A 19,774-nucleotide genomic window follows, 5' to 3' on the forward strand; every position below is an offset into this window, starting at 1 on the left:
GGCGTGGATCTCGAAGCAGTACGTACCTTCGTCACCGTCGCGGAAGCGGGCCAGTTTCAGAAAGCCGCCGCCGACCTGTCGATCACCCAGCAGGCTGTCTCCAAGCGCATGGCTGCGCTGGAGCGCGACCTCGGCGTGCGGCTGTTCACCCGCACGCCGCGCGGCGCCGAGCCGACCATCGACGGGCAGGCGTTCCTGCCCCACGCGCGCGAGCTGCTGCGCGTCGGGGAACGCGCGGTCGCCTCCGTGCGCACCGGCCGCCGTCCTCTGCGCGTCGACGTGATCGCCTCGCGCGTCGCGCCATCGGGCCTGATGCGCGGCTTCCACCACGCGCACCCCGAGATCGACCTCGACGTGGTGATGCTGTTCGACGTCGAGACGGCCGTCGCCGCCATCCGGTCCGGTGCGATCGACGCCTCCTTCCGTGCCGTCGCCATGCCCGGCCGGCCCCTCCCCGAGGACATCGAGTCCGTCCGGGTGCTCGACGAGCCGCACCAGCTCCTCACTGGACCCGCCCACGCGCTGGCCCGCGCCCGGTCGGTGACCGTCGCCCAGCTCGCCGGCCACCGGATCTGGATGCCTGGCATCGTTCCCGGAACCGAGTGGGCCGCCTACTACGACGCCCTCGTCGCCGAGTTCGGCCTCACCATCGAGGCAACCGGCCCCAACTTCGGCTCCGACGCGCTCCTCGACACCGTCGCCGACACCCCGACCCTGGCCACCTTCACGACCGAGCAGACCCGCCTCGTCTGGCCCGCCGGCCATGGCCTGCGCCGCATCCCGGTGACCGACCCGACACCCGTCTACCCGCACGCGCTCCTCTGGCACCGCGACAACCCCCACCCGGCGCTGGCCACCCTCCGCGCCCACCTCGCCGCCACAGCGGCTGACCACAATGCCGCCGGGACCTGGAGGCCGGGCTGGGTGATTCCGCGCTGAGAGGTCGTTTTCTCCCGTTGTTTCATCCCGTGATGCGGATTTGATCCGGTGATGTCGGGTCGCGCCAGGAGATGGTGGCTTCGCCGGTGAGGCGGCGGGCCATCAGGTCGGTCATGGCCAGGTGGATCATGGCTTCGGAACGGGCCGGGAGGGTCTTCCTGTGCGGTCCACATCCGGGAGGGTCTCCCGGTGCGGTCCACATAGAGGATCGCGTTCATGATCTCGCGCAGTTCATGCTCGGGCGGACTTCCGAAGTCCAGGTCCCGGCCCGCGACGCTCGAAGCGCCAGGCCCTCAGAACCGGCTCGATCAACTCCCAGCAGGCATCGGACAGATCACTCGGATACGAACGTCGCTCAGTCATGACCTGGGCATACCGTCCCGAGCCGAGTGCGCCCAGGCGTGCGACTTCAGTCGTGGAAGCACGGCCTGGACCAGGACGTCTAGGAATGAGACAGGCACAAGCCGCGTCCCACCCCAGGCGTCACACCGTCCAACTCACGGGCCTCCACCCCACCGACAGCCTCACCGGCATCGAATCCCCACGACTCGCAAGATAGTCGATACCTTAGCAACTAAGGTGAAAACGACCTCTTAGTGCCTGTTTCTGAACTCTCTGTTGAAGTAGGGTGTCATTGTTCTACTTGAATGAGAACAATGATGTGAGGGAGTCGGTGACCGCCACTCGCAGGTGCGCCCTGGCGGCCGTTCCGTTCGGCATCGCTACTGTCGCCTACATCGGTATCTTTCTGGCAAGCTACGACCGGCTGCCCGGGCGGATCGCCACCCATTTCTCGGGGGATGGCGGGGCTGACGGCTTCACGAGCCGGACCGCCGCACTGTGGTTCGGCGGTGGTTTGCTCCTCGGTCTCGGACTGCTGTTCACCGTCCTGACCCTGGTCTCCAAGGAGAGTTCGGGGTCGAGGCTGACCGCGGCAGTCGGCGCTGGCACTGCCGTCACGCTCGGCTATGCGTTGATCCTCACCGTCCTTGTCAACACGGACGTCCAGGACCCGGCTGATGTGCAACTGCCGATGTGGCATGTGGCCGTGCTGCTGCTCGCGGGCGTGGCTACCGGCGCGCTGGCCTGGTGGCTGATGAGAGCCGGGCAGCGCCCCGCGCCCGCGCCACCGACCCCCTCGCTGCCGCTGGCCGAGGGCGAGGCTGCGGTCTGGAGCCGCACCATGATCTCCCGCGCACTGCTGGTACCGGCCGGCGCCGTCACGCTAAGCGGGCTGTTCGTCGTGGCGCTCGGTCCGTGGCAGGCAGGACTGCTGTCGCTCGTCCTTGGCATGACCTGCGCACCGTTCGTCGGTGTCCGGGTTACCGTCGACCGGCGCGGACTCACGGTTGCCTCGACGGTCTTGCCCAGGCCCCGGCTGGCCCTGCCGCTCGGCAGCATCGTCAGTGCCAGCAGCATCCAGATCAACGCCATGGGGGACTTCGGCGGCTGGGGCTATCGGATACGCCCGAACCGGCGGGGCGTGGTGTTGCGCTCGGGGGAGGCGCTCTCGGTCCGCACGGTGGGGAAACGCGAATACGTGGTCACCGTCGACGACTCGACTACCGCGGCCGCGCTGCTCAACGGCTTGGTCAATCGTCACGTGGAGCGTGAGTAGGGATGCTGTTTCGGGTGCTTTCCGGCTCTCCCGTGCCGCTGGGCGAGCAGATCGCCGCATGTGTACGGGGGGCAATCGCCAACGGCACGGCGGCTCCCGGTGAGCGACTGCCGCCTGGCCGCCAGGTCGCCGAGTCGCTGGGCGTCAACGTGCACACGGTTCTGCGCGGTTACCAGCGACTGCGTGACGAGGGCTTGATCGAGCTGCGCCGTGGCCGGGGCGCGGTGATCACCGCGGCGCCCGGCGTCGCGGACCAGGCCCGGCTCACTGAGGCCGTGCACGGCCTCATCACCCAGGCGCGCGAGCTCGGTCTCACGGACCAGGAGCTCCTGGCCATGGTTGACAACTGCCTGGCCAGCGAACTCGTCACCACGCCACCGGCCCCTGGAGACTGAACGCCTCCGGCTTGGGTTTCTGCCTCCCGTTGGAGAGTTGAGGGGCCGGGAGCGCTGCGAGGGCTGGGTGTCGGTGGTCCGGGCGACCGTCAGTCCCTGTCGCCCTCGCAGGATGTGGGCTGCCCTGTCCGGCGGGACTGCCTGCGGGTGATGCGCCTGGTCATGAGCGTGATCGCGGCCCGGTCACCCCACCATGCAGGCCCGGAACGAGATCATCGCCTTCCTGGCCGAGCGGCTCGGGATGTGGGCTGAATGAGCCCTTGGCACTCCGGCACCTGGCGATGCGACAGAGCGCCGTCGCTTCGCGATGCGATCTGGTCTTCGACCTAGTCTCCTGAGTCAGGAATCCTGTTCAGATAGCTGGCGAGGCGTTCGAGGATCTCGTCTGTGGTCTTCGTCCAGACGTAGGGCTTCGGGTCGGTGTTCCATGCGGCGATCCAGTTGCGGATGTCCTTCTCCAGGGCTTGGACGGACCGGTGAACGCCTCGCCGTATCTGTTTGTTGGTCAGTTCGGCGAACCATCGCTCGACGAGGTTCAGCCAGGACGAGCCAGTCGGTGTGAAGTGCAGGTGGAACCGGGGGTGGGCCAGCAGCCACTTCTTGATGGCGGGAGTCTTGTGGGTGGCGTAGATGCCCCTATGTTTCGTCAAGCGGTGAAGGATGGAACGCGGATGCCGTCATTGGTTGGATGTGACGGTAGATTTCGCGGGCTACGTAGCGTTTGAGGCAGCGGATGATCTCGCGCTTCGACATGCCTTGTTTGGTGCGTCGTTCCAGGTAGGTGCGGGTGCGTTCGTCCCAGCGGATTCGCGTCATGACGATGCGATAGAGGGCGGCACTGGCCTGCCGATTACCGCCGCGGTTGAGCCGTCGGCGCTGGGTCTTGCCGGAGGACCGCTCGACCGGGCTGACGCCGCACAAGGCGGCGAAGGATGCCTCGTTGTGGATCCGGTCGGGGTTGTCGCCGGCGGCAATGAGGAGGGCTGCGGCGCTGTCGGGACCGATACCGACGATCTCCAGCAGCTGCGGGCGGTGGGTGCTGACGGCTTGGGTGACGCGGCGGGTGAGTTCCTTGACCTCGCAGGTCAGTCCCCCTGTTCCCTTCGGGTGCGCCTTGCCGGCGTGAAAACATGGCTGCGGCGCCTGCCCGCCGACGCCGGTAGCTCGTTGGGACGTTGAGCCCGTAGGTCAGTCTGGTGCCGGGGCCGCAGAGGGGCCACGCACTGTTGCCATCGAGCACGCCGGTCAGATTTTCGCTCCCCCGCGGCCCCTGGGCAGGCGTCGGCCCGTACGGATCGATACCAGGGAGTTGTGCATGGCGGACACCGACGACGGTGGCGTCGAGGAGATCGAGCAGGCCGAGGAGCTCGTGGCCCGTGTCGCGGCGATCGATATCGCCAAGGCGTCGGGCATGGTCTGTGTGCGGGTGCCGCACGAGGACAAGCCCGGCAAGCGCGTGCAGCGGGTCTTCAACACCGTCGCGACCAGCGGCGCGATCCTGGACCTGGCCGACCACCTGGTCTGCCAGGGCGTCACCCGGGTGGTGATGGAGGCGACGTCGACCTACTGGAAGCCGTACTTCTTTCTGCTGGAATCGCGTGGTCTGGAGTGCTGGCTGGTCAACGCCCGTGACGTCAAGAACGTCCCGGGCCGGCCCAAAACCGACCGCCTGGACGCGGTCTGGCTGGCCAAGCTCACCGAACGCGGCATGCTCCGGCCCTCGTTCGTACCCCCGAAGCCGGTCCGTGAACTGCGCGATCTGACCCGGGCCCGGGCCGTCATGACCCACGAGCGCACCCGCCACAAGCAGCGCACCGAGAAACTCCTCGAGGACGCCCAGATCAAGCTGTCCACCGTGATCGCCGACATCTTCGGCGTCTCCGGCCGGGCCATGCTGGAGGCACTGATCGCGGGCGAACGCAGCCCCAAGGCGTTGGCGGACCTGGCCCACGGCACCATCAAGGCCAGCCACAGCACCCTGGCCGAGGCCCTGACCGGCCGGTTCGAAGAACACCACGCCTTCATGTGCCGGATGCTGCTGGACACCGTCGACTACCTCACCGTGCAGATCGACAAGCTCACCGCCCGGATCACCCTGCGTCTGGCCGAGCTGTCCACCACCGAGGACGACGAAGGCCCCGGACAGGGCACCCTCATACCGATCACCGACACCGAACGCCTCGACGAGATCCCCGGCGTCGGCCCCAGCACCGCGCAGGTCATCCTCGCCGAGACCGGCCTGGACATGACGGTCTTCCCCACCGCCGGCCATCTCGTGTCCTGGGCGAAACTCTCCCCACGCACCCTCCAGTCCGGAAACAAGAACACCTCCGGCCCCACCGGCAAAGGCAACCCCTGGCTCCGCGGCGCCCTCGGCGAAGCAGCAATCTCCGCCGCCCGCACCGACACCTTCCTCGGCGCCCGCTACCGCCGCATCGTCAAACGCCGCGGCCACATGAAAGCCCTGGTCGCCGTCGCCCGCTCCATCCTGGTCGCCGTCTGGCACCTCATGAACGACCCGACCGCCCGCTACCGAGACCTCGGCCCCGACTTCCACACCCGCAACCTCGACCCGGCCCGCAAGAGCCGCGACCTCGTCCGCCAGCTCAAGGCCCTCGGCCACGACGTCACCCTCACCCCGGCAGCCGCCTGACATCCCACGACCCCACCGCCCCACACCAGCCCCCGACCGTCACCATCGAGGGGCTATCTCGCCATCCCCATCTGACCGTTGAGTTTTCCGGTCAGGTGCTGGATGCGGCGGGCCAGCAGCCGGAGGGTGAACACGGCCGCGTCGTCACTGTCGGCCAGGCCGTCCGCGCACCGGGCGATCAGCGCCGGGTTCCTGAGTCCGGACAAAGACTCGCGCAGTGCGGGATCGGTACCCAGGAGTACGGCTTTGAGCTGGTTCATCGCCTGGGTGCGGGCCTTGACCGCCGATTCCTTGGCCAGTCTCAGGACGCGCATGTCGGCAGCCGGGCCCTCGCCCGTCTTGGGCGTGGTGGTGGCGCGTCCGGACAAGACCGCGCGGGCAGCGGCGTCCGCGTCGACGGCGTCGGTCTTGCCTCGCTTGCGCCGGGTGGCACGATCCGGTTGGTTGACCTCGATGACCTGGATGTTCTCCCCGTGCAGGAACCGTGCCAGTGCCGATCCGTAGGATCCGGTGCACTCCACTCCGGCACGATGCAGGGCGCCAAACGAGCGTGCCCAGACGAGGAGTTGGCGGTATCCGGCAGCGGTCGTCGGGAACTCCTGGTGGGCCAGGAGCGCGCCGAGCACGGTGATCACTGCGGCGACGTGCACGTCCTTGTGGGTGTCGACCCCGAGGATCACGTCCTCCGCGGGCTGTGCTGCCTGCTGCGCGGGCAGGGTCGGCTGGGGCATGCTGGTGACGGTCACGCGGCTCCTTCATCGGCTGGGGCTTGTAGCCGACGCCGGGCCGGGTGGGCGGTCAGAACTGTGATGGTGCCCTGTTCACGGCAAGGCCCCTATCGGGACACGCCCGCCGGTCCGGCGACAGCGGCACCGCCCGGGGCCGGAAGCCGACAGATCTACTCCAAGGCAGCTGAGGCCAGTTGTCACACGGGTCAGGCTCCGGCCCCCGACGGCACCCCGTGAGTCTCAGAGTGCGGAACGTGGGCTCTTGTCCGTTTCGTGGTTGAGGTTGTGGAAGGACCGCTGGTCGCGGGTGGGGGGTGGTCCTCAGGCGCCGGGGCAGGCGAACAGGCCGGGTTCGGGTTCGATGAGGATGCCCCGGCTGACCAGGCGTTTCAGTTTGCAGCGGATGCCTTCGGTGTTCTTCGGGAGGATCGGCAGGTCGAGGGCCTGGCAGAGGTCGCGGGCGCGTATCGGCCGGCCCGCGTCGGTCAGGGCGGTAAGGATCTGCTGGTAGGCGGGGTGGTCCGGGATGTCGGGGCGGTCCGGCCCGGTGGAGGGTGAGGGCAGCGGGAGAGTGAGGAGGGTCTTGCGGGTGATGCGCAGGTTCTCGCTCTCCGCGTCGAGTTCGCCGAGCTGCCGGGTGAGCTCTTCGATGCGGGCCCGGAACTGCCCGGCCTGGTCGTCCAGTTCGCGTTCGCGGGTCTCGATGTGTTCCAGGATGACTTTGACCTGCGGGTTCTCGCTCATGCGGTCCTCCAGGAGGCGCTGGTGGCTCCGGTGAGGCGACGGCTCATGACGGAGGCCATCGCCCACAGAACGCGGGAGCGGGAGGAGGCGGGGCGGTGTTCGTAGTCGCGTACGAGACGGCGGTAGAACATTAGGATCCCGTTCGTCTGCTCCACGATCCACCGTTTGGCCTGTGGAACGAAGCCCTTGTCGTCCGGGTTGCGCTCGACGATCTCGACGTCGATACCCACGTTCTTGCCGTGCTCGACGACCTTCTTCTTGAAGCCCTGGTCGACCAGGGCCTTTTTCACCGTGTCGCACTGCTCGGTGACAGCGTCCAGCAGGGCGATGCCGGCGGTGTTCTCGTGCGCGGAGGCGGGCAGGACGACGCAGTCAATGACGAGGCCCAGCACGTCCACGGCCAGGCATCTCTTCCTGCCCGGCACCCTTTTCGCGGCGTCCCGGCCCGTCGTCGTGGCCGGGACGCCGACGGCGGCGTGGATGCTCTGTGTGTCCAGGACCACCAGGCTCGGGTCGGCTAATCGTTTCCGCTTCTCCCGCAGCTGCCAGCGCAGCAGGTCGTGAATGTCCTGGTCGGTGCCCTCGTCGCGCCAGAGGTAGAAGTAGTACTTCACCGCTCCGGGCGGGGGCATGTCATGGGGCAGGAACTCCCACTGACAACCCGTGCGGTTCTGGTAGAGGATGGCGTTCACGATCTCCCGCATCGCGTACTTCCCCTGATGCCCGCTGACTGACGGATGCCGGGCCTTCCATGCCGTGATCACGGGTTCGAGGAGCTCCCACTGCTCGTCGGTGAGATCACTCGGGTACGGCTTGCGCATGCTCATGCCACAACTCAAGCGAACCCCGAACTCCTGACCACCAGCGATGCCCCAACATCACACCATCGAGCGATGACAAGACCGACGGAACGCCACATCTCGCACTCTCACAGTTGTCGCAGATGAGGTGGACATCCAGGCCGGCAGGCACCTCTTTGTCGAGCTTGATCAGGAACTTCTTGAACTCCTCGGCCCGATGCCTGCGGTGCAGAGAGCCGATCACTTTGCCGGTCGCGACCTCCAGGGCCGCGAACAAGGTGGTGGTGCCGGCGCGCACATAGTCGTGAGTCGCCCCCTAGCAGCACTGTCTGGCTTGTTGGCCCGCTTGAACAACCCCATGCCGCGGAGTCTGCCAGAGGTCATTGGCCAGCCGGCGGCCCCCTCAGGCCGAGGCACCGTGCCTGGCGATCAGGTGGGGAATTACGGCGTGACCGTCGACAACCAGGTCACTTTGGAGCTGACCGGCCCGGGCAGCGCGTGGATGGAGCTGGACGTTCTCTGCACCAACGGTCGCTTTGCTCTACTCGGTGGCCGCCGTCGCAGGGCGTTGAATCTCCAGGATGATGGCCGTTCCGGCGACGGATCGGTCCTCATGCATCGTGATCACTTGTCCGGGATCAAGGTGCTGCCACTGGGAGGGGTCGAGAGGAGCGAGCCGCACCGAGGATTGCCCACCGAGCTCCAGGAAGGGCACGAACTCCACCCAGAGCCGCGCGATGTTGAGGGCGGGTTCGCCGGTCGAGGTGCGATTTCCGATGTTCCACATCGGACGCAAAACACCGGCACCGTCGAAGGGGGATTGCCGTCGAGCTTCGGAGGCCGACCGCAGGGTGAGGTCGGCTCGGATGATGCCGTTGCGGGTCTCGTAGCAGCGCCAGTGGCACCAGGCCGCGCTCCTCTCCAGTCGCATCTGCTCGGCTGCGGTGGCCAGGTTCTCCCAGAAGCTGACTGGGAGCGAATGGACGTCGCCGAGTTCCTCCAGTAGCCCGAGGGCAACCTCCCACTCGTCTTCCCTGAGGTACTCCCAGACGTCCCGCACCGTGATGTCGTTCTCTGTGGCGATCTCCTCGGGGACAAGCAGGGTCGCGGCTTCGAGCAGCTTGGGGACGTCCATGTCCTGATTCTGGACCAAGGGCTCCTGACGTCCTCAGCTGTCGCTGTCCTTGACGCCTCCTCGCAGGCCCCACTCATCCAGGCCGGAATAGATCAACGCAGTGCGGCCCCGCGGAAAGGAGAGGGCCTCGGCCTCCCCTGAATAGATCGTCACAAGCGAGTCGGCTCCTCGCCACCAGGTGTCGGCCAGGCCCTTCACTTCGCGCACTGGCTCGTACCCGTCCAGCACGATGCTATCGACATCGTCGCCGGTGACCTTGACGATCTGCTTTGCGCACACGGACACGTGGTGAGTCAGTGCGAGCGACTCCACCCAGCCTGCGACGGTGGCATGGAGGGGCACCCACCGACCTGTGTGAATGCCGAACTCACCGGACGGCCCGATCATGAACGAGTACGGGACAGCGGTCCGCTGCATCCCGGCTTCGAACCACCACCCATCGGAGGTTGAGCCCTCGGGCGAGTCCGCTTCGAGGTACCTGGGTCCGCCGTCATACTGCGGTGAGGGTGGCAGTACCAGGCCACCCCACTGCTCTTCATAGGCCGCCATCCGGTCGATGACCGCCGCTGGGATGTCTCGCTCAAGCCACCACTGCCTGTGCTCCTCGATGGGCCGGATGTCGACCTTGACGCCGTGCGCGCGGACGAATGACCGGGCTCGTTGAGTCAGGCCATCGGGCACATCGTTGAAGAGGTTGAGATTCACCAGGCTGACGCTATCCAGTACCCGAGGGATCGCCGACCGTGGGCCGCTCTGCGACCCCTGCGGCACACTGTGATCGGCGGCGACCGTGATGACTTGCTCGACCGGTGCCGTGCTGAAGTCACCCAGCGACCGCGGCGGCTGCCGTGGCGGCGGAGGCGGGGCCGGGAGGAGCGCAGTCGGTACGAACATGCCTTCCGGGACCAGGTCCTCGACCTCGCGGCGGCGGACCCGGTTGGTCGTGGGTCCCTGGATCCGCATGCTGTGTCCGACCCTATTGGCCGGCACCGAACACCGCCTCGATGTCGTCCTGGGCGTACTGGGTCGGCCAGGTCGTGGGCTGGACAGGCCGGGAGTAGAAGGCTGCGAGCTTGTCGCACAGGTCGTCGAGGCCGACGGCCGTGTAGAGCTCGGTGGTGCTGATATGCGTGTGCCGCAAGATCGTCTGGACTTCGTGCAGCTTCAGCTCCGGATCCCGGGCCATCCGCTTCGCGGCCATATGCCGCAGGTCGTGCAGAGTCCAGTTCGCCCCGAGGACCTCGCAGGCCCGCTGGAAGATCCGGCGGGCCGCCCAGTGGGTCAGCGGGCGGGGCTCGCCCCGGCGGGTCCGCCAGACCGGTGTCCCCTCCGGCGGCAGTCCGTCCTCCTCCAGGTAAGCGGCCAGGTAGGCCAAGCCCTCCGGGGAGGTCGGGACCGGCTGCCGGGCCCGGGTGCCCTTGGAGATCACCCAGAGCTGGCCCTTGGTCCAGTCGATGTCTCCGAGGCGGACTCCCAGCAGCTCGGACGCCCGGGAAGCGGAGGCGAGGTAGTTCGACAACAGGGCCTTGTCCCGGACGCACTTCATCTGCGCGAACAGCTCGTCCCACTGGTCATCGGGGATAGACCGCGGATGCCTGACGGGCACCTTCGGACGCAGCTGGGCCCGTCGGTACTGCTGGTGGACCTCCAACGGCGACCGGTGGGCAAGCGCAGCCCGTCGAGCCGCGCTCTCCGGGACCGGGTTGACCAACGGACCACGGCCGAAGGGCTGGTGGAAGGCGTAGAAGCCGTGGACCACCGTCAGGTTGCGGCCAATTGTCGACGGCGCGTATCCGGCCCGCAGGGTGGGCTTGCCGGTCTTCGTGTTCACGGACCCGGCCGGGTGGCTGCCGGGGCGTCGCCGTTGACGTTGGGGTTTGCGGGCGTGCCTCAGCCAGCCCACCAGGGCGGCGGTCTCGGCCTCGGTGACCTGTTCCCATCCCACGTCCAGGGCCCAGAACACGCGGTGCCAGCGCAGCAGGGCGTAGTCGTAACTCCGGCAGGTCGCCGTACTGGCGTCGCCGAGCATCCGGTCCCGCAGGTAGGCGCTGGCGGGCTCGATCTCACGGTCGGCGGCGTCCACCACCAGCCACGGCAGCGACGGCGTTGTACCCGCGATCACACTGCCGACCTGCGGCAGCCGTACCCGCCCGTCAATCAGATCTCGATGAAGCGAAGGAGTCTCATGCACGATCCCATGATCAGAACTCAAGGCCCCCGGACCGAACGGCCCTCCGAGTTAGTGCAGTTAACAGACCCGGTCCTGCACCGCGCGATCGGCGTCGCCGCCGCCGTTACCACCTGGCTCACCACCCGCACCCGGGCCCGCCGGTGAGCCGCACCTGCCTGGAACGCGTCCGCGCCTCGGTCGACATCGCCCAGCTTGCTCTCCAGCAGACCGAGGACGACCTCAAAGCGGACGACGTCAACCAGGCGGAGCTCGCTGCGATCCTGCGTGAGCTCATCGTGGACGCCGACCCGCCCGGTGGCTTCGTCCCCTCGCTCGCGCAGCTGGTCACAGCCGCCGCGCGCCGGGCTGAGCAGATCGAGCCCGACCGCTACTCCTCCTGCCCGCTGCACAAGGCCGCCGTCCTGATCAACGACAACGCCGGGCAGCGCCTGATCTGGGCTGCCAACTTCCTTGACCCGCAAGGAGAACACACCCTGTGACCCTGCTTGCTCCTCAGGCCACCCCGGCCCCGGACAACGGCCTCGCACCCGGACGGCGCCGCAGACAGGCACTGGCTCACCGGGACCGGTCGTGGTACGAGTGCGGGCGTAGCGGCGGTGCGTCGTCGCTGGCCGTGATCAGGCCGGCGGCTGCGGCGTCGAATCCAGTGGGCCAGATCGTGGTGGCGTCACTCACCGCGCCTGTCAGGCTGGCCGTAGCCAGATCGGTACCAGTCAGGTCAGCGCCGCGTAGATCGGCCAGTTCGAACCGCGTGCCTTTGACGACCGCGCCCGTCAGGTCGGCTCCGGTCAGGTCCGTCGCGCTCAGGTCCGCGCTGTCGAGTCGGGCATGCCATAAGACTGCACTGCGCAGGTCGGCCTGGTGCAGGTCGGCGTCGACGAGCACGGCGCCAGCCAGCCAGATGCCGGTCAGTTGCGCGCGTCGTAGATTCGCACAGGCCAGGGCCGCACCGGAGAGATCGCTGTAATGCAGGTCGGCGTCGGCAAGGTTGGCGAAGGCAAGCAGACCCCGCCGAAAGTCGACCCGGTCCAAGGGCAGCGGCTGACTGCGCGGCGTCGGCGACCGGCGGCCGAGCACTGTCATCGCCGCCTGCCGGACGGGGTGCCGCACGGGCAGAGGTTCTTCCCCGCCGTGGGTGCGCGCCAGCTCGCCCTTGTGCGCCTGATCATGGGGGACCGGACGCTCGCTGAGGGGAGTCGCCAGTCCGTTGTGCTTCACGAAGGAGCACAGCACCTCCGCGATCGGTCCGCGGTCGTCCGGCGAGTCATGGGCGATACGTTCGAGGGCGAAGATCGCACCGATTCGTACTTCCGGACTGGTGTTGCCCAGCTGCTCCACGGCTGCTGTGAAGCGCTGGGTGATTTGCCCTTGGCGGCTGATGTCCAGCTGCCGCCAGGTGAAGAATCCACCGATCAGCAGGGCTATGCCCGCCAGGCCCTGCAGCAGCGTGGTGCGGATGTCGTTGATCGCTTTCGCCCGGTCTGCGGCGGGTGTCGATGGAGCGTCCCAGTTCAGCAAATACCGGGGTGCCACCACGGTGACGAAGATGACCAGAGCAACGCTGCCGCAAACCATGGCGAGGCTCGTCGCCCATGACCGGCCAGGGCGGCGCAGCCTGGGGGGTATCGCCTCGCGCAGGGGATGCCCGGGCAGGACCCGCTGTCCTCTGGACGACCTGACCATCCTCCACCACTTCCTGCCAGTGCCCGCCGCAATGGCAGAAGGATGCGTCTCAGCAACGGTCTTCAAACGCCCGTGCACGACCTCGCCTGGAAGGCGACGGGTTGAGAACGGGCTCGGAGACGAACACTGCAGTCCGAGCCGGCTGCCCCACTGAGGGCTGCGGCCAGGCGACATCGTCCGCATTCCCTCGGTGCGTGGCTGGGTCCGCGTCCACATCACCGGATCGACCGGAGCCCGCCCGGGACTTCAGCTCCGGCTCCTGTGCGGCGTACGCCATCGCGCTTGCCGAACTCCGCCGTCCGGTCCTGCTCGTGAATCTTCCCCGCCTGCGCGGCACTGACCACGTGAGCTTCCCCTACTGGGCCCGGTGCGACTCCCAGCAGATCCGCGCGGAGATGAGCGACGACCGCCGACCGGACCGCATCCGTGTCCTGTCTCAGATCGCGCTCCGCAAGTACCAGGGGCAGGGGCGCGCCCCCTACCTCTTGCTGGCCGCCGTCGCCCTCATCGTCATCGATGGCGTCGCTCTCATCGGCACCGTCCACCCCGAGCGCTTCACCATCGATCCCACCCAGGCATGAGGGAACGCTGTCTATTCTGCTCCGTTGCTGTTCAAGCCCGTGAGCACGTGATCCAACTCATTCGGCATCACGGCAACAAGAAGAGCGCCCTCGGACGAGGTGCACTCAACGATCCTGGACCCACCGTTGATCTTCACTGCTTCGCGCAGCGACGGTGAACGCACGCTGATCTGCCGCAACTCATCCGGAAGTGATAGTGCCGCACCGGCCTTGGTTCGGGGCTCCCAGGCCATCCCGGAGGGGCCGATCAACAGCCACCCACGGAGCCACCGCCCTTCAGGCGAAGGATGCCGGAGCAGGCAGGGAACCTTGATTAAATCTCCCTGAGCGGCACTGTCTGCACGTTGCTTCGCTTTGCGACGGAACAGCCACGCCGTCGGCCCGGCCGCTGCCAGGGCAACCACTAGTTCGATCACTGGAGCATTCAAGCAGCGCTCAACCTGAGTGCCCAGCCCTCCGAATGCTCGCCACTACCAGCAGGTTCGCTTCCGGCCGACCTTCAGAATCCGCGAACCCGCTGGTTTCCGAGTACGACCGCAGCGCGGTCCCCGAAGGCCTGGCCACACGGCGCCAGTTGCGGGACATGGGCCTCAGCCCCGGTAGCAACAAGGGCACGGTCGCGATCCTGCGCTGTAAGTGGTGCTCCTATAGGCCGCATCTGTCGTGCAACCACCCCGCCCGGGGCTTCCTGCTCAGCATCGATCTGGCGAAGCCGAACTGTTGCTCTTGGTCGTGAGGCCCCGCCTGCGCGGCGACGACAAGGCGTCCTTCCCCTAGATGATCAATTCCAAGGGGTGTCTGCGGAGACGAGAATGAGGGTGTCCAAGATCGTTTTGTGACGAACAACCTGGACACCCTCGCGACAGCACTCTATGCGACGACCGACGACCTGCCGAAAGAGCGTCCGGACCTGGCGTCGTGGCGGCCGGCCGTGGGCATCGCGCCGCAGCTCACCGACGCCGAGCTGGTCACCCTCGCGATGATGCAGGCCATGCTCGGTTTCACCTCCGAGGCCAGGTGGCTTCGGCATGCCCGGGCCCACCTGCGGCACCTCTTTCCGTATCTGCCCCAGCAACCCGGCTACAACAAGCGGCTACGCAAGGCCGCCGAGTTGCTTCGCCGAGTCACTCGGATCCTGGCCACCAGCACCTCGGTGTGGAGCGACGACGTATGGATCGCGGACTCCACACCTGTCGAATGCGGCCGCTCTCGGGAGACCGTGAAACGCTCCGACCTGGCCGGATTGGCCCAGTACGGCTACTGCGCCAGCCACAGCCGCTTCTTCTGGGGCCTGCGGCTGCACCTGGTATGCACCCTCCATGGCCTGCCCGTCGCCTTCACCCTGACCGGGGCCAAGGCCGACGAGTGCGAGACCTTGCTGGACCTGTTCGCGGCCGAACCGCACCTCCTCGCCGCCGGCCCGGCCAGACACTGATCGGGGACAAGAACTACTTCGGCCGCGACTTCGAACGCGAACTGGCCGAGTACGGCATCCAGTTGCTCCGGCCAACCCGCAAGGGCGAACGGCAGCGGCCCGGCGGACCCCTGTTCAAGCCGTTGCGGCAGGTTATCGAGTCGATCAACGAAACCTTCAAGGGACAGCTCGACCTCGAACAGCACCGAGGACGGACACCCCGCGGTGTCATCGCCCGCGTCATGCAGCGAATACTCGCCCTGACCCCTGAGTTCCACAGTTAGCGGTGTCGACTAGGGAACGAAAACGTGGGTTGACCTGCGGAAACGCCTGTGAGCACGCCGAGATGGCGTGTCACTAGGCGGGGGGATAGTGCCTGGTCAGCGGCCTGCGGTCAGATCGATGATCTTCTTGGGCGGGGTGACGTTCAGGGCGGTGAAGATGTCGCGCTGGGGCTTGGTGAGGTCGGTGGACTGGCGGAAGGTGCCGGCCGGGCCGGTGTAGGTGACCGCGTGCAGGCGCTGGAGTTCGGCGCGCAGGCGGTTCCAGGTCTGGCCGGTGGAGGTCTCGGCGACGCGGATCAGCAGCAGGGCGAGCCAGCAGAGCAGGACGTGGGCGCGGATGCGGTCCTCGCGGCGGTGGTAAACGGGGCGGAGATCGAGAATTTGCTTCATGTCGCGCCAGCCGCGCTCGACTTCCAGGAGCTGTTTGTAACCCAGGGCGATGTCCTCGGCCGACAGCTTCGGATCCGAGGAGCGCAGGAGGTACTTCCCGTCGAGGTTGGCCTCGGCGGCGATCTTCTTCTTGTCCACCCGCAGCAGCCCGCTCGGGGTGGTGCGCAAGAACCGTTTCAGACCGGGCTTGGTGGACAACACCCCAGCCAGCTTGTCGCGTTCGGGCCTGGGCAGCTTGTCCGTGGCCTCGATCGCCTCGGTGAGCTGGGTGACCATCCGCTGACGGATCGCGGCGTCGCGGGTGGCCTGGTCGGGGTTGAAGCAGATCACGAACCGGTCGTCGGTTCCGATGTTGACCTCCTTGACCTGGAGGTTGTCGCGCACGGACGCATAGCGGCCCTGCCGCGAGAGGGCGGCGCGTACTTCGGGTGATCCGGTGCGGAGTTTCTCGCCGATGATGTAGCCGCCGCCTCCGCGCATCAGCGCCCGGCGGTTGGCGGCGGAGGTGAAGCCGCGGTCGGCGACCCACACGATCTTCGACAGCGTCCACTCGCGCAGGTCGTCGCGGACCTGCCGGATCAGGGCCTGGTCACCGGTGTTGCCGGGCCAGGACCACACCCGCACCGGGATCCCGTCGCGGGTGACGGCCATGCCGATGACGACCTGGGGCAGATCGTCGCGGGAGTCCTTGGACTTGCCGTGGGTGCGGAACCCGTCGTGTCGCACCGCGTCTTCGGCCGGCGCGTCGGCGGCCAGGCGCTCGCCGTGTTCGTCGCGGGCGACAGGTTCGTCGGCGTCCTCGGTCTCGAAGTACGTGGAGCTGGTGTCGAAGAACAGCAGGTCCACCTCCAGGTTGAGCAGGTCGGTGACCTGGAAGTACGTCTCCTTGGCCAGGGCCGGCTCGATGGTCAGCAGGTAATCCATGGCTCGGTAGCAGGCTTCGTCACTGATCGCCTCCAGGCCGTCTATGTGGACGTCGTCGGCGATCCACTCGGTCGCGGCGAGCTTGCTGGAGGCGGCCAGGGCCCGGTTGGCGACCAGCGCGAACAGCACCCGTTCGACGCGCGGATCCAGCCGCCGCCCGGCCAGTTGGCGGTGCACGACACCGTCGAGGCCGAGCCGGTGCCAGAGTCCGTCCAGCGCGTGCACCCCGCCGCACGGCCTGGAACTGATCAGTGACAGGTCTCCCGAGCCGGTCGCGGCCAGCGCGGACGCGGGGTCCAGCAGCTTCGAGAGCGCGCCGACCAGTCGGCGCACCGCCTCGCGGTCGAGCTCGTCCTCCCGGCCGAAGGAGTGCAGCACCTTCGTACGCGAACGCCCCACGGCCGGGTCCCACTCGTTGTGGGCCAGCTGCAGATACCGGACCGTCTGCCCGTCCTTGTTCCGCCGGGACGTCGTCTTCACATACATGCCGCTAGACGATACGCACATCATTCCATGTCACAGGCATGGGGGTGACAACATCGTGCCACTAGGCGTTTTCGGCCTTTCGCGCTAGGTGCAACCGCCTGACCTGCACCGATGCCCTGCCACACCCCCGAGAACCCCGCTCAACTGTGGAACGCAGGTGACCGCCGTCATTTGGCACAACGACCAGACGGGACAAGCCACCCTCCGCTCGCTCACCGCGTACGACCACTGACCCCTTTCATCCGAAGAAGTTTTGGACTTGATGTCTTAGCTGGCGGTGGACTGCCGGGCAGCCTGGAGCAGGCGGTCGAGGTTGCCGAAAGCAGCAGCGCTGCCAAGGGGGTTGGCGTAGTCGCGGGAATGCACGATGAGGCCGTCCCGTATGCGCATGACCATGATGTAGCGGTTGGTGAACGACCGTCCGGTGGGGACCGCTGTGGCGTGGTAGTCGTACTCGGCGATCACGACTTCCGGGTCGGCCGTCACGTGCAGGGCGACGGGGTCGATCCGTTCGACCCGTATCGACGGCGCAAAGTTTTTGAACCGCGCGCGGTGCCCCTCGCGGCCCTCGAAGCGCAGCGGGACGCCGGGTTGCGGTCCGAACGGCATCTCGATCACAGAGTCCTCGGCGTACAGGTCGGCGAGTTCGTCGGGGGTGCCCTCCGAGGCGACCCGCAGGAAGCGCTCGGCGGCCTCGCGCGGGCTGGGTGCGCTGACTTCGGTCATGGTGGACTCCAGAGCTTAGAATCGGAACGCACAGCCCGATTGAAGTTACGGAACGATCGCCCCGGTTGTCAATCGAGGATTTACGGGAGAAGAGAGGCCGACCACCATGGCGGACGCAGACACTCAGACCGGTCGGCAGTCGCGCGCCGACGCCCGTCGCAATCGGGCCCGGGTGCTGCGGGCCGCCGAGGCCGCATTCGCCGCTGAGGGGGCTGACGTCCCGCTGGACGAGGTGGCCCGTCGAGCCGGGGTCGGCGCGGGCACCGTCTACCGTCATTTCCCCAGTAAGGAGGCCCTGTTCGAGGCCGTCATCGTTGACCGCATCGCGCGGATGGCCGCGGACACCCGCACGATGACCGCAGCTGATGATCCTGGCGCGGCGTTCTTCACGTTCTTCACCGAGATGGTTGAGCGAGTCACGTTCAACAAGGCCCTGGTTGCAGCGCTGGACGGCCGAGCGCAGATCCGCCCCGCGGTGGCCTCCGGTTTGAAGCGGGAGTTTCGCGAGGCAGTCGCCGCGCTGCTGCTGCGGGCCCAACAGGTAGGGGCGGTGCGTGCGGACGTAGACGACGCCGACGTGGTCGCGCTGGCGACCGGCTGTATCGCCATGGAAGCCGGCCGGGGCTCCGCCGGGCGCATGGTGGCCCTTGCCTGCGACGCGTTGCGCCCGGCAGCCGCGACCGAGCTGCCGGCCGCCATAGCGGAACCCGTGTCGGAAACTGAATCGACACCGAGCGCACCCGACCGTAACGAAAATGACACGTCAGCCTGTAACGAAACTGGCGAGGGATTCTGCCCTGTGTGCGGCAGCCCGCTGCCGGTCGCGGCAACTGGTCGTCCCCGCAGGTACTGCAGCGACGCCTGCCGCCAGAAGGCCCATCGGCTGCGCGCTCGCTAGAATCAAGTCCGATGTCGCGCCGTCCCGAAGAGCTGGCTTCGAATCGTGCGGTGCGTGTGCAAGGCGAAGGGCGTCCTCGTACTCGGCTTGCTCGGATGGCCCCGCTTCAACCGCCTCCTCAGCGCCCCCGAGGTCGAGAGCCGCTGGCTGCTCACCCTGACCGACGAACTGCGGGACGCCCTCGCGACCGCGACGCCGGACCGGCCCCGGGACCTGGCCGAACCCTGGTCCCGGATCGAGGAGTTCCCGCCGGAAACCGACCCGGAAGGGGCCGTCGGCTTCCTGCACGAACTCGGCGAGCTGGCCGCCCGGGCCCGCGCGCACCGTCTCTACTGCCTCGTCATGCTGCTCGTCATGCTGGTCGGCGGACCACCCATGGACGGCCGAATCAACCGAAGAAACTGTCCGCAGCCGCCGTGACGAAGGCACCGAATGCCTCCGGGGTGACGGCGAGGGCTTCGGCTTGCGGGGTGCTTGGAGTCGCGGGCGGCGCTGCTGAGCCCCTTGGAATTGATCATCTAGAGGGCACGCCTGGAGGAAGACGAGATCCGCGCCTGCATGGACGGCGACACCCGAGCCGCCCGCCTCCGGGTCCTGTCCGTCCTCGCCGTACGGAAGTACACCCACCTGCGGTGCGCGGTCGACCTGTTGCTCGCCGCCCTGGTCCTGCTCGCGCTGGCCGCCTCCGGCCTCGCGCTGTGACGGCGGCCGCGGTGACCCGCACGCGTCTGGAACGCGTCCGCGCCTCGGTCGCCACCGCCTCCCTGGCCCTCCAGCAGATCGAGGACGACCACCTCAATGCCGGCGACGTCGACCAAGCGGAGCTTGCCGCGATCCTGCGCGAGCTCATTGTGAACGCCGACCCGTCCGTCCTCGACCTGGCCGCCGAGCTGCTCGCCGACGACGCCGGGATGCGCCTGACCTGGGCAGCCCGCGCCCTTGCCCCAAGGAGTAGCCGAATGACCGCCCCCTCTACCCCCTGCCCAAGAACGCGCTCCTGGTGCTGATCGGCGCATCCGGTGCGCGCCATGAGCTCACGGTTATCCGCTCCCCGCCAGGTCGGGCGGCAGCCGACCTGGCGGGTCCCTCTCGTCGCGAGCAGCGCCTCCCGTCTGCGGAGAGGAAACATTCCCCACCGTTTCGGTGTCTCATGAGACATCGTGAGGTCTGCCTGACATGCAAGAT

The 19,774-nt window shown here is 67.6% G+C and carries 20 protein-coding genes and 5 pseudogenes; 11 read left to right on the forward strand and 14 right to left on the reverse strand.

Annotated elements, in window-relative coordinates; all coding sequences use genetic code 11:
* Positions 1-3: 3 nt before the first annotated feature.
* Positions 4-939, forward strand: a complete 936-nt coding sequence (locus tag OG819_RS53835; protein WP_266635803.1) for a LysR family transcriptional regulator — start codon at positions 4-6, stop codon at positions 937-939.
* Positions 940-1,124: 185 nt separating this feature from the next.
* On the opposite strand, the pseudogene OG819_RS53840 reads toward OG819_RS53835, so the two are convergent.
* Positions 1,125-1,302, reverse strand: a pseudogene (locus tag OG819_RS53840) (transposase); the annotation flags it as partial.
* 310 nt (positions 1,303-1,612) lie between these two features.
* Between OG819_RS53840 and OG819_RS53845 the strand changes: the two are divergent.
* Both OG819_RS53845 and OG819_RS53850 read left to right on the forward strand, forming a co-directional pair.
* Positions 1,613-2,557 (forward strand): DUF1648 domain-containing protein, encoded by a 945-nt coding sequence (locus OG819_RS53845; protein ID WP_266657228.1) that lies wholly within the window; start codon positions 1,613-1,615, stop codon positions 2,555-2,557.
* Positions 2,558-2,559: 2 nt separating this feature from the next.
* A complete protein-coding gene (locus OG819_RS53850) occupies positions 2,560-2,952 on the forward strand; it encodes a GntR family transcriptional regulator (RefSeq protein ID WP_266635799.1) in 393 nt (130 codons plus the stop codon).
* A gap of 326 nt (positions 2,953-3,278) precedes the next feature.
* On the opposite strand, the pseudogene OG819_RS53855 reads toward OG819_RS53850, so the two are convergent.
* A pseudogene (locus tag OG819_RS53855) lies at positions 3,279-3,578 on the reverse strand (transposase); the annotation flags it as partial.
* A 10-nt stretch (positions 3,579-3,588) separates the two neighbouring features.
* Positions 3,589-3,981, reverse strand: a pseudogene (locus OG819_RS53860) (transposase); the annotation flags it as partial.
* A gap of 286 nt (positions 3,982-4,267) precedes the next feature.
* Here OG819_RS53860 and OG819_RS53865 point away from each other — a divergent pair.
* A complete protein-coding gene (locus OG819_RS53865; RefSeq protein WP_266647905.1) occupies positions 4,268-5,605 on the forward strand; it encodes an IS110 family transposase in 1,338 nt (445 codons plus the stop codon).
* A 53-nt stretch (positions 5,606-5,658) separates the two neighbouring features.
* Here OG819_RS53865 and OG819_RS53870 read toward each other — a convergent pair whose 3' ends face one another.
* The 7 genes and pseudogenes from OG819_RS53870 to OG819_RS53900 all read right to left on the reverse strand — a co-directional run bounded on the left by OG819_RS53870 (position 5,659) and on the right by OG819_RS53900 (position 11,203).
* On the reverse strand, positions 5,659-6,351 hold the full coding sequence (locus OG819_RS53870; RefSeq protein ID WP_266657230.1) for a transposase: 693 nt from the start codon (positions 6,349-6,351) through the stop codon (positions 5,659-5,661).
* Positions 6,352-6,654: 303 nt separating this feature from the next.
* Positions 6,655-7,077, reverse strand: coding sequence for a hypothetical protein (locus tag OG819_RS53875; RefSeq protein ID WP_212726660.1), 423 nt, complete (start codon positions 7,075-7,077; stop codon positions 6,655-6,657).
* Positions 7,074-7,904, reverse strand: coding sequence for an IS5 family transposase (locus OG819_RS53880; RefSeq protein WP_266653077.1), 831 nt, complete (start codon positions 7,902-7,904; stop codon positions 7,074-7,076). Before OG819_RS53880 ends, OG819_RS53875 begins: the two co-directional genes overlap by 4 nt.
* Positions 7,905-8,010: 106 nt before the next feature.
* Positions 8,011-8,187, reverse strand: a pseudogene (locus OG819_RS53885) (IS630 family transposase); the annotation flags it as partial.
* 231 nt (positions 8,188-8,418) lie between these two features.
* A complete protein-coding gene (locus tag OG819_RS53890; RefSeq protein ID WP_266657232.1) occupies positions 8,419-9,012 on the reverse strand; it encodes a hypothetical protein in 594 nt (197 codons plus the stop codon).
* A gap of 33 nt (positions 9,013-9,045) precedes the next feature.
* Positions 9,046-9,975 (reverse strand): hypothetical protein, encoded by a 930-nt coding sequence (locus OG819_RS53895; RefSeq protein WP_323139477.1) that lies wholly within the window; start codon positions 9,973-9,975, stop codon positions 9,046-9,048.
* Between the two features lie 13 nt (positions 9,976-9,988).
* On the reverse strand, positions 9,989-11,203 hold the full coding sequence (locus OG819_RS53900) for a tyrosine-type recombinase/integrase (protein ID WP_323139478.1): 1,215 nt from the start codon (positions 11,201-11,203) through the stop codon (positions 9,989-9,991).
* A 140-nt stretch (positions 11,204-11,343) separates the two neighbouring features.
* On the opposite strand from OG819_RS53900, the gene OG819_RS53905 reads away from it, so the two are divergent.
* Positions 11,344-11,682: a hypothetical protein gene (locus OG819_RS53905; RefSeq protein WP_266635789.1), complete on the forward strand. Its 339-nt coding sequence runs from the start codon at positions 11,344-11,346 to the stop codon at positions 11,680-11,682.
* A 76-nt stretch (positions 11,683-11,758) separates the two neighbouring features.
* On the opposite strand, the gene OG819_RS53910 is transcribed toward OG819_RS53905, so the two are convergent.
* Entirely contained in the window at positions 11,759-12,721 is a 963-nt protein-coding gene (locus tag OG819_RS53910; RefSeq protein WP_266657234.1) for a pentapeptide repeat-containing protein, read from the reverse strand.
* Between the two features lie 359 nt (positions 12,722-13,080).
* On the opposite strand from OG819_RS53910, the gene OG819_RS53915 reads away from it, so the two are divergent.
* A complete protein-coding gene (locus tag OG819_RS53915) occupies positions 13,081-13,467 on the forward strand; it encodes an integral membrane plasmid transfer protein (RefSeq protein ID WP_266635783.1) in 387 nt (128 codons plus the stop codon).
* An 11-nt stretch (positions 13,468-13,478) separates the two neighbouring features.
* Here OG819_RS53915 and OG819_RS53920 read toward each other — a convergent pair whose 3' ends face one another.
* Entirely contained in the window at positions 13,479-13,883 is a 405-nt protein-coding gene (locus OG819_RS53920; RefSeq protein WP_266657236.1) for a hypothetical protein, read from the reverse strand.
* Between the two features lie 419 nt (positions 13,884-14,302).
* Between OG819_RS53920 and OG819_RS53925 the strand changes: the two are divergent.
* A pseudogene (locus OG819_RS53925) lies at positions 14,303-15,147 on the forward strand (IS982 family transposase); the annotation flags it as partial.
* Between the two features lie 114 nt (positions 15,148-15,261).
* Here the strand turns inward: OG819_RS53925 and OG819_RS53930 are convergent.
* Both OG819_RS53930 and OG819_RS53935 read right to left on the reverse strand, forming a co-directional pair.
* Positions 15,262-16,965, reverse strand: a complete 1,704-nt coding sequence (locus tag OG819_RS53930; RefSeq protein ID WP_266647505.1) for an IS1634 family transposase — start codon at positions 16,963-16,965, stop codon at positions 15,262-15,264.
* A gap of 267 nt (positions 16,966-17,232) precedes the next feature.
* Positions 17,233-17,691, reverse strand: a complete 459-nt coding sequence (locus tag OG819_RS53935) for a nuclear transport factor 2 family protein (RefSeq protein WP_266635775.1) — start codon at positions 17,689-17,691, stop codon at positions 17,233-17,235.
* Positions 17,692-17,797: 106 nt separating this feature from the next.
* Between OG819_RS53935 and OG819_RS53940 the strand changes: the two genes are divergently transcribed.
* The 4 genes from OG819_RS53940 to OG819_RS53955 all read left to right on the forward strand — a co-directional run bounded on the left by OG819_RS53940 (position 17,798) and on the right by OG819_RS53955 (position 19,596).
* The gene (locus OG819_RS53940; RefSeq protein WP_266635773.1) at positions 17,798-18,589 is read left to right on the forward strand and encodes a TetR/AcrR family transcriptional regulator; all 792 of its coding nucleotides are present in this window, start codon (positions 17,798-17,800) and stop codon (positions 18,587-18,589) included.
* Positions 18,590-18,643: 54 nt separating this feature from the next.
* A complete protein-coding gene (locus tag OG819_RS53945; protein WP_266657242.1) occupies positions 18,644-19,009 on the forward strand; it encodes a hypothetical protein in 366 nt (121 codons plus the stop codon).
* Positions 19,010-19,147: 138 nt separating this feature from the next.
* Complete coding sequence (locus OG819_RS53950) at positions 19,148-19,291, forward strand: hypothetical protein (RefSeq protein ID WP_266635769.1); 144 nt, start codon at positions 19,148-19,150, stop codon at positions 19,289-19,291.
* A gap of 11 nt (positions 19,292-19,302) precedes the next feature.
* The gene (locus OG819_RS53955) at positions 19,303-19,596 is read left to right on the forward strand and encodes a hypothetical protein (RefSeq protein ID WP_266635767.1); all 294 of its coding nucleotides are present in this window, start codon (positions 19,303-19,305) and stop codon (positions 19,594-19,596) included.
* Positions 19,597-19,774 lie beyond the last annotated feature (178 nt).

This window comes from Streptomyces sp. NBC_01549 (genome assembly GCF_026339955.1).
In the GTDB taxonomy this organism is placed as follows: domain Bacteria; phylum Actinomycetota; class Actinomycetes; order Streptomycetales; family Streptomycetaceae; genus Streptomyces.

Coding starts and splice junctions, on each gene's coding strand:
- OG819_RS53875 (WP_212726660.1), bottom strand. CDS start 7,077: ATGAGCGAGAACCCGCAGGTCAAAGTCATCCTGGAACACATCGAGACC.
- OG819_RS53895 (WP_323139477.1), bottom strand. CDS start 9,975: ATGCGGATCCAGGGACCCACGACCAACCGGGTCCGCCGCCGCGAGGTC.
- OG819_RS53930 (WP_266647505.1), bottom strand. CDS start 16,965: ATGTATGTGAAGACGACGTCCCGGCGGAACAAGGACGGGCAGACGGTC.
- OG819_RS53950 (WP_266635769.1), top strand. CDS start 19,148: ATGGACGGCGACACCCGAGCCGCCCGCCTCCGGGTCCTGTCCGTCCTC.
- OG819_RS53880 (WP_266653077.1), bottom strand. CDS start 7,904: ATGAGCATGCGCAAGCCGTACCCGAGTGATCTCACCGACGAGCAGTGG.
- OG819_RS53940 (WP_266635773.1), top strand. CDS start 17,798: ATGGCGGACGCAGACACTCAGACCGGTCGGCAGTCGCGCGCCGACGCC.
- OG819_RS53865 (WP_266647905.1), top strand. CDS start 4,268: ATGGCGGACACCGACGACGGTGGCGTCGAGGAGATCGAGCAGGCCGAG.
- OG819_RS53890 (WP_266657232.1), bottom strand. CDS start 9,012: ATGGACGTCCCCAAGCTGCTCGAAGCCGCGACCCTGCTTGTCCCCGAG.
- OG819_RS53850 (WP_266635799.1), top strand. CDS start 2,560: ATGCTGTTTCGGGTGCTTTCCGGCTCTCCCGTGCCGCTGGGCGAGCAG.
- OG819_RS53935 (WP_266635775.1), bottom strand. CDS start 17,691: ATGACCGAAGTCAGCGCACCCAGCCCGCGCGAGGCCGCCGAGCGCTTC.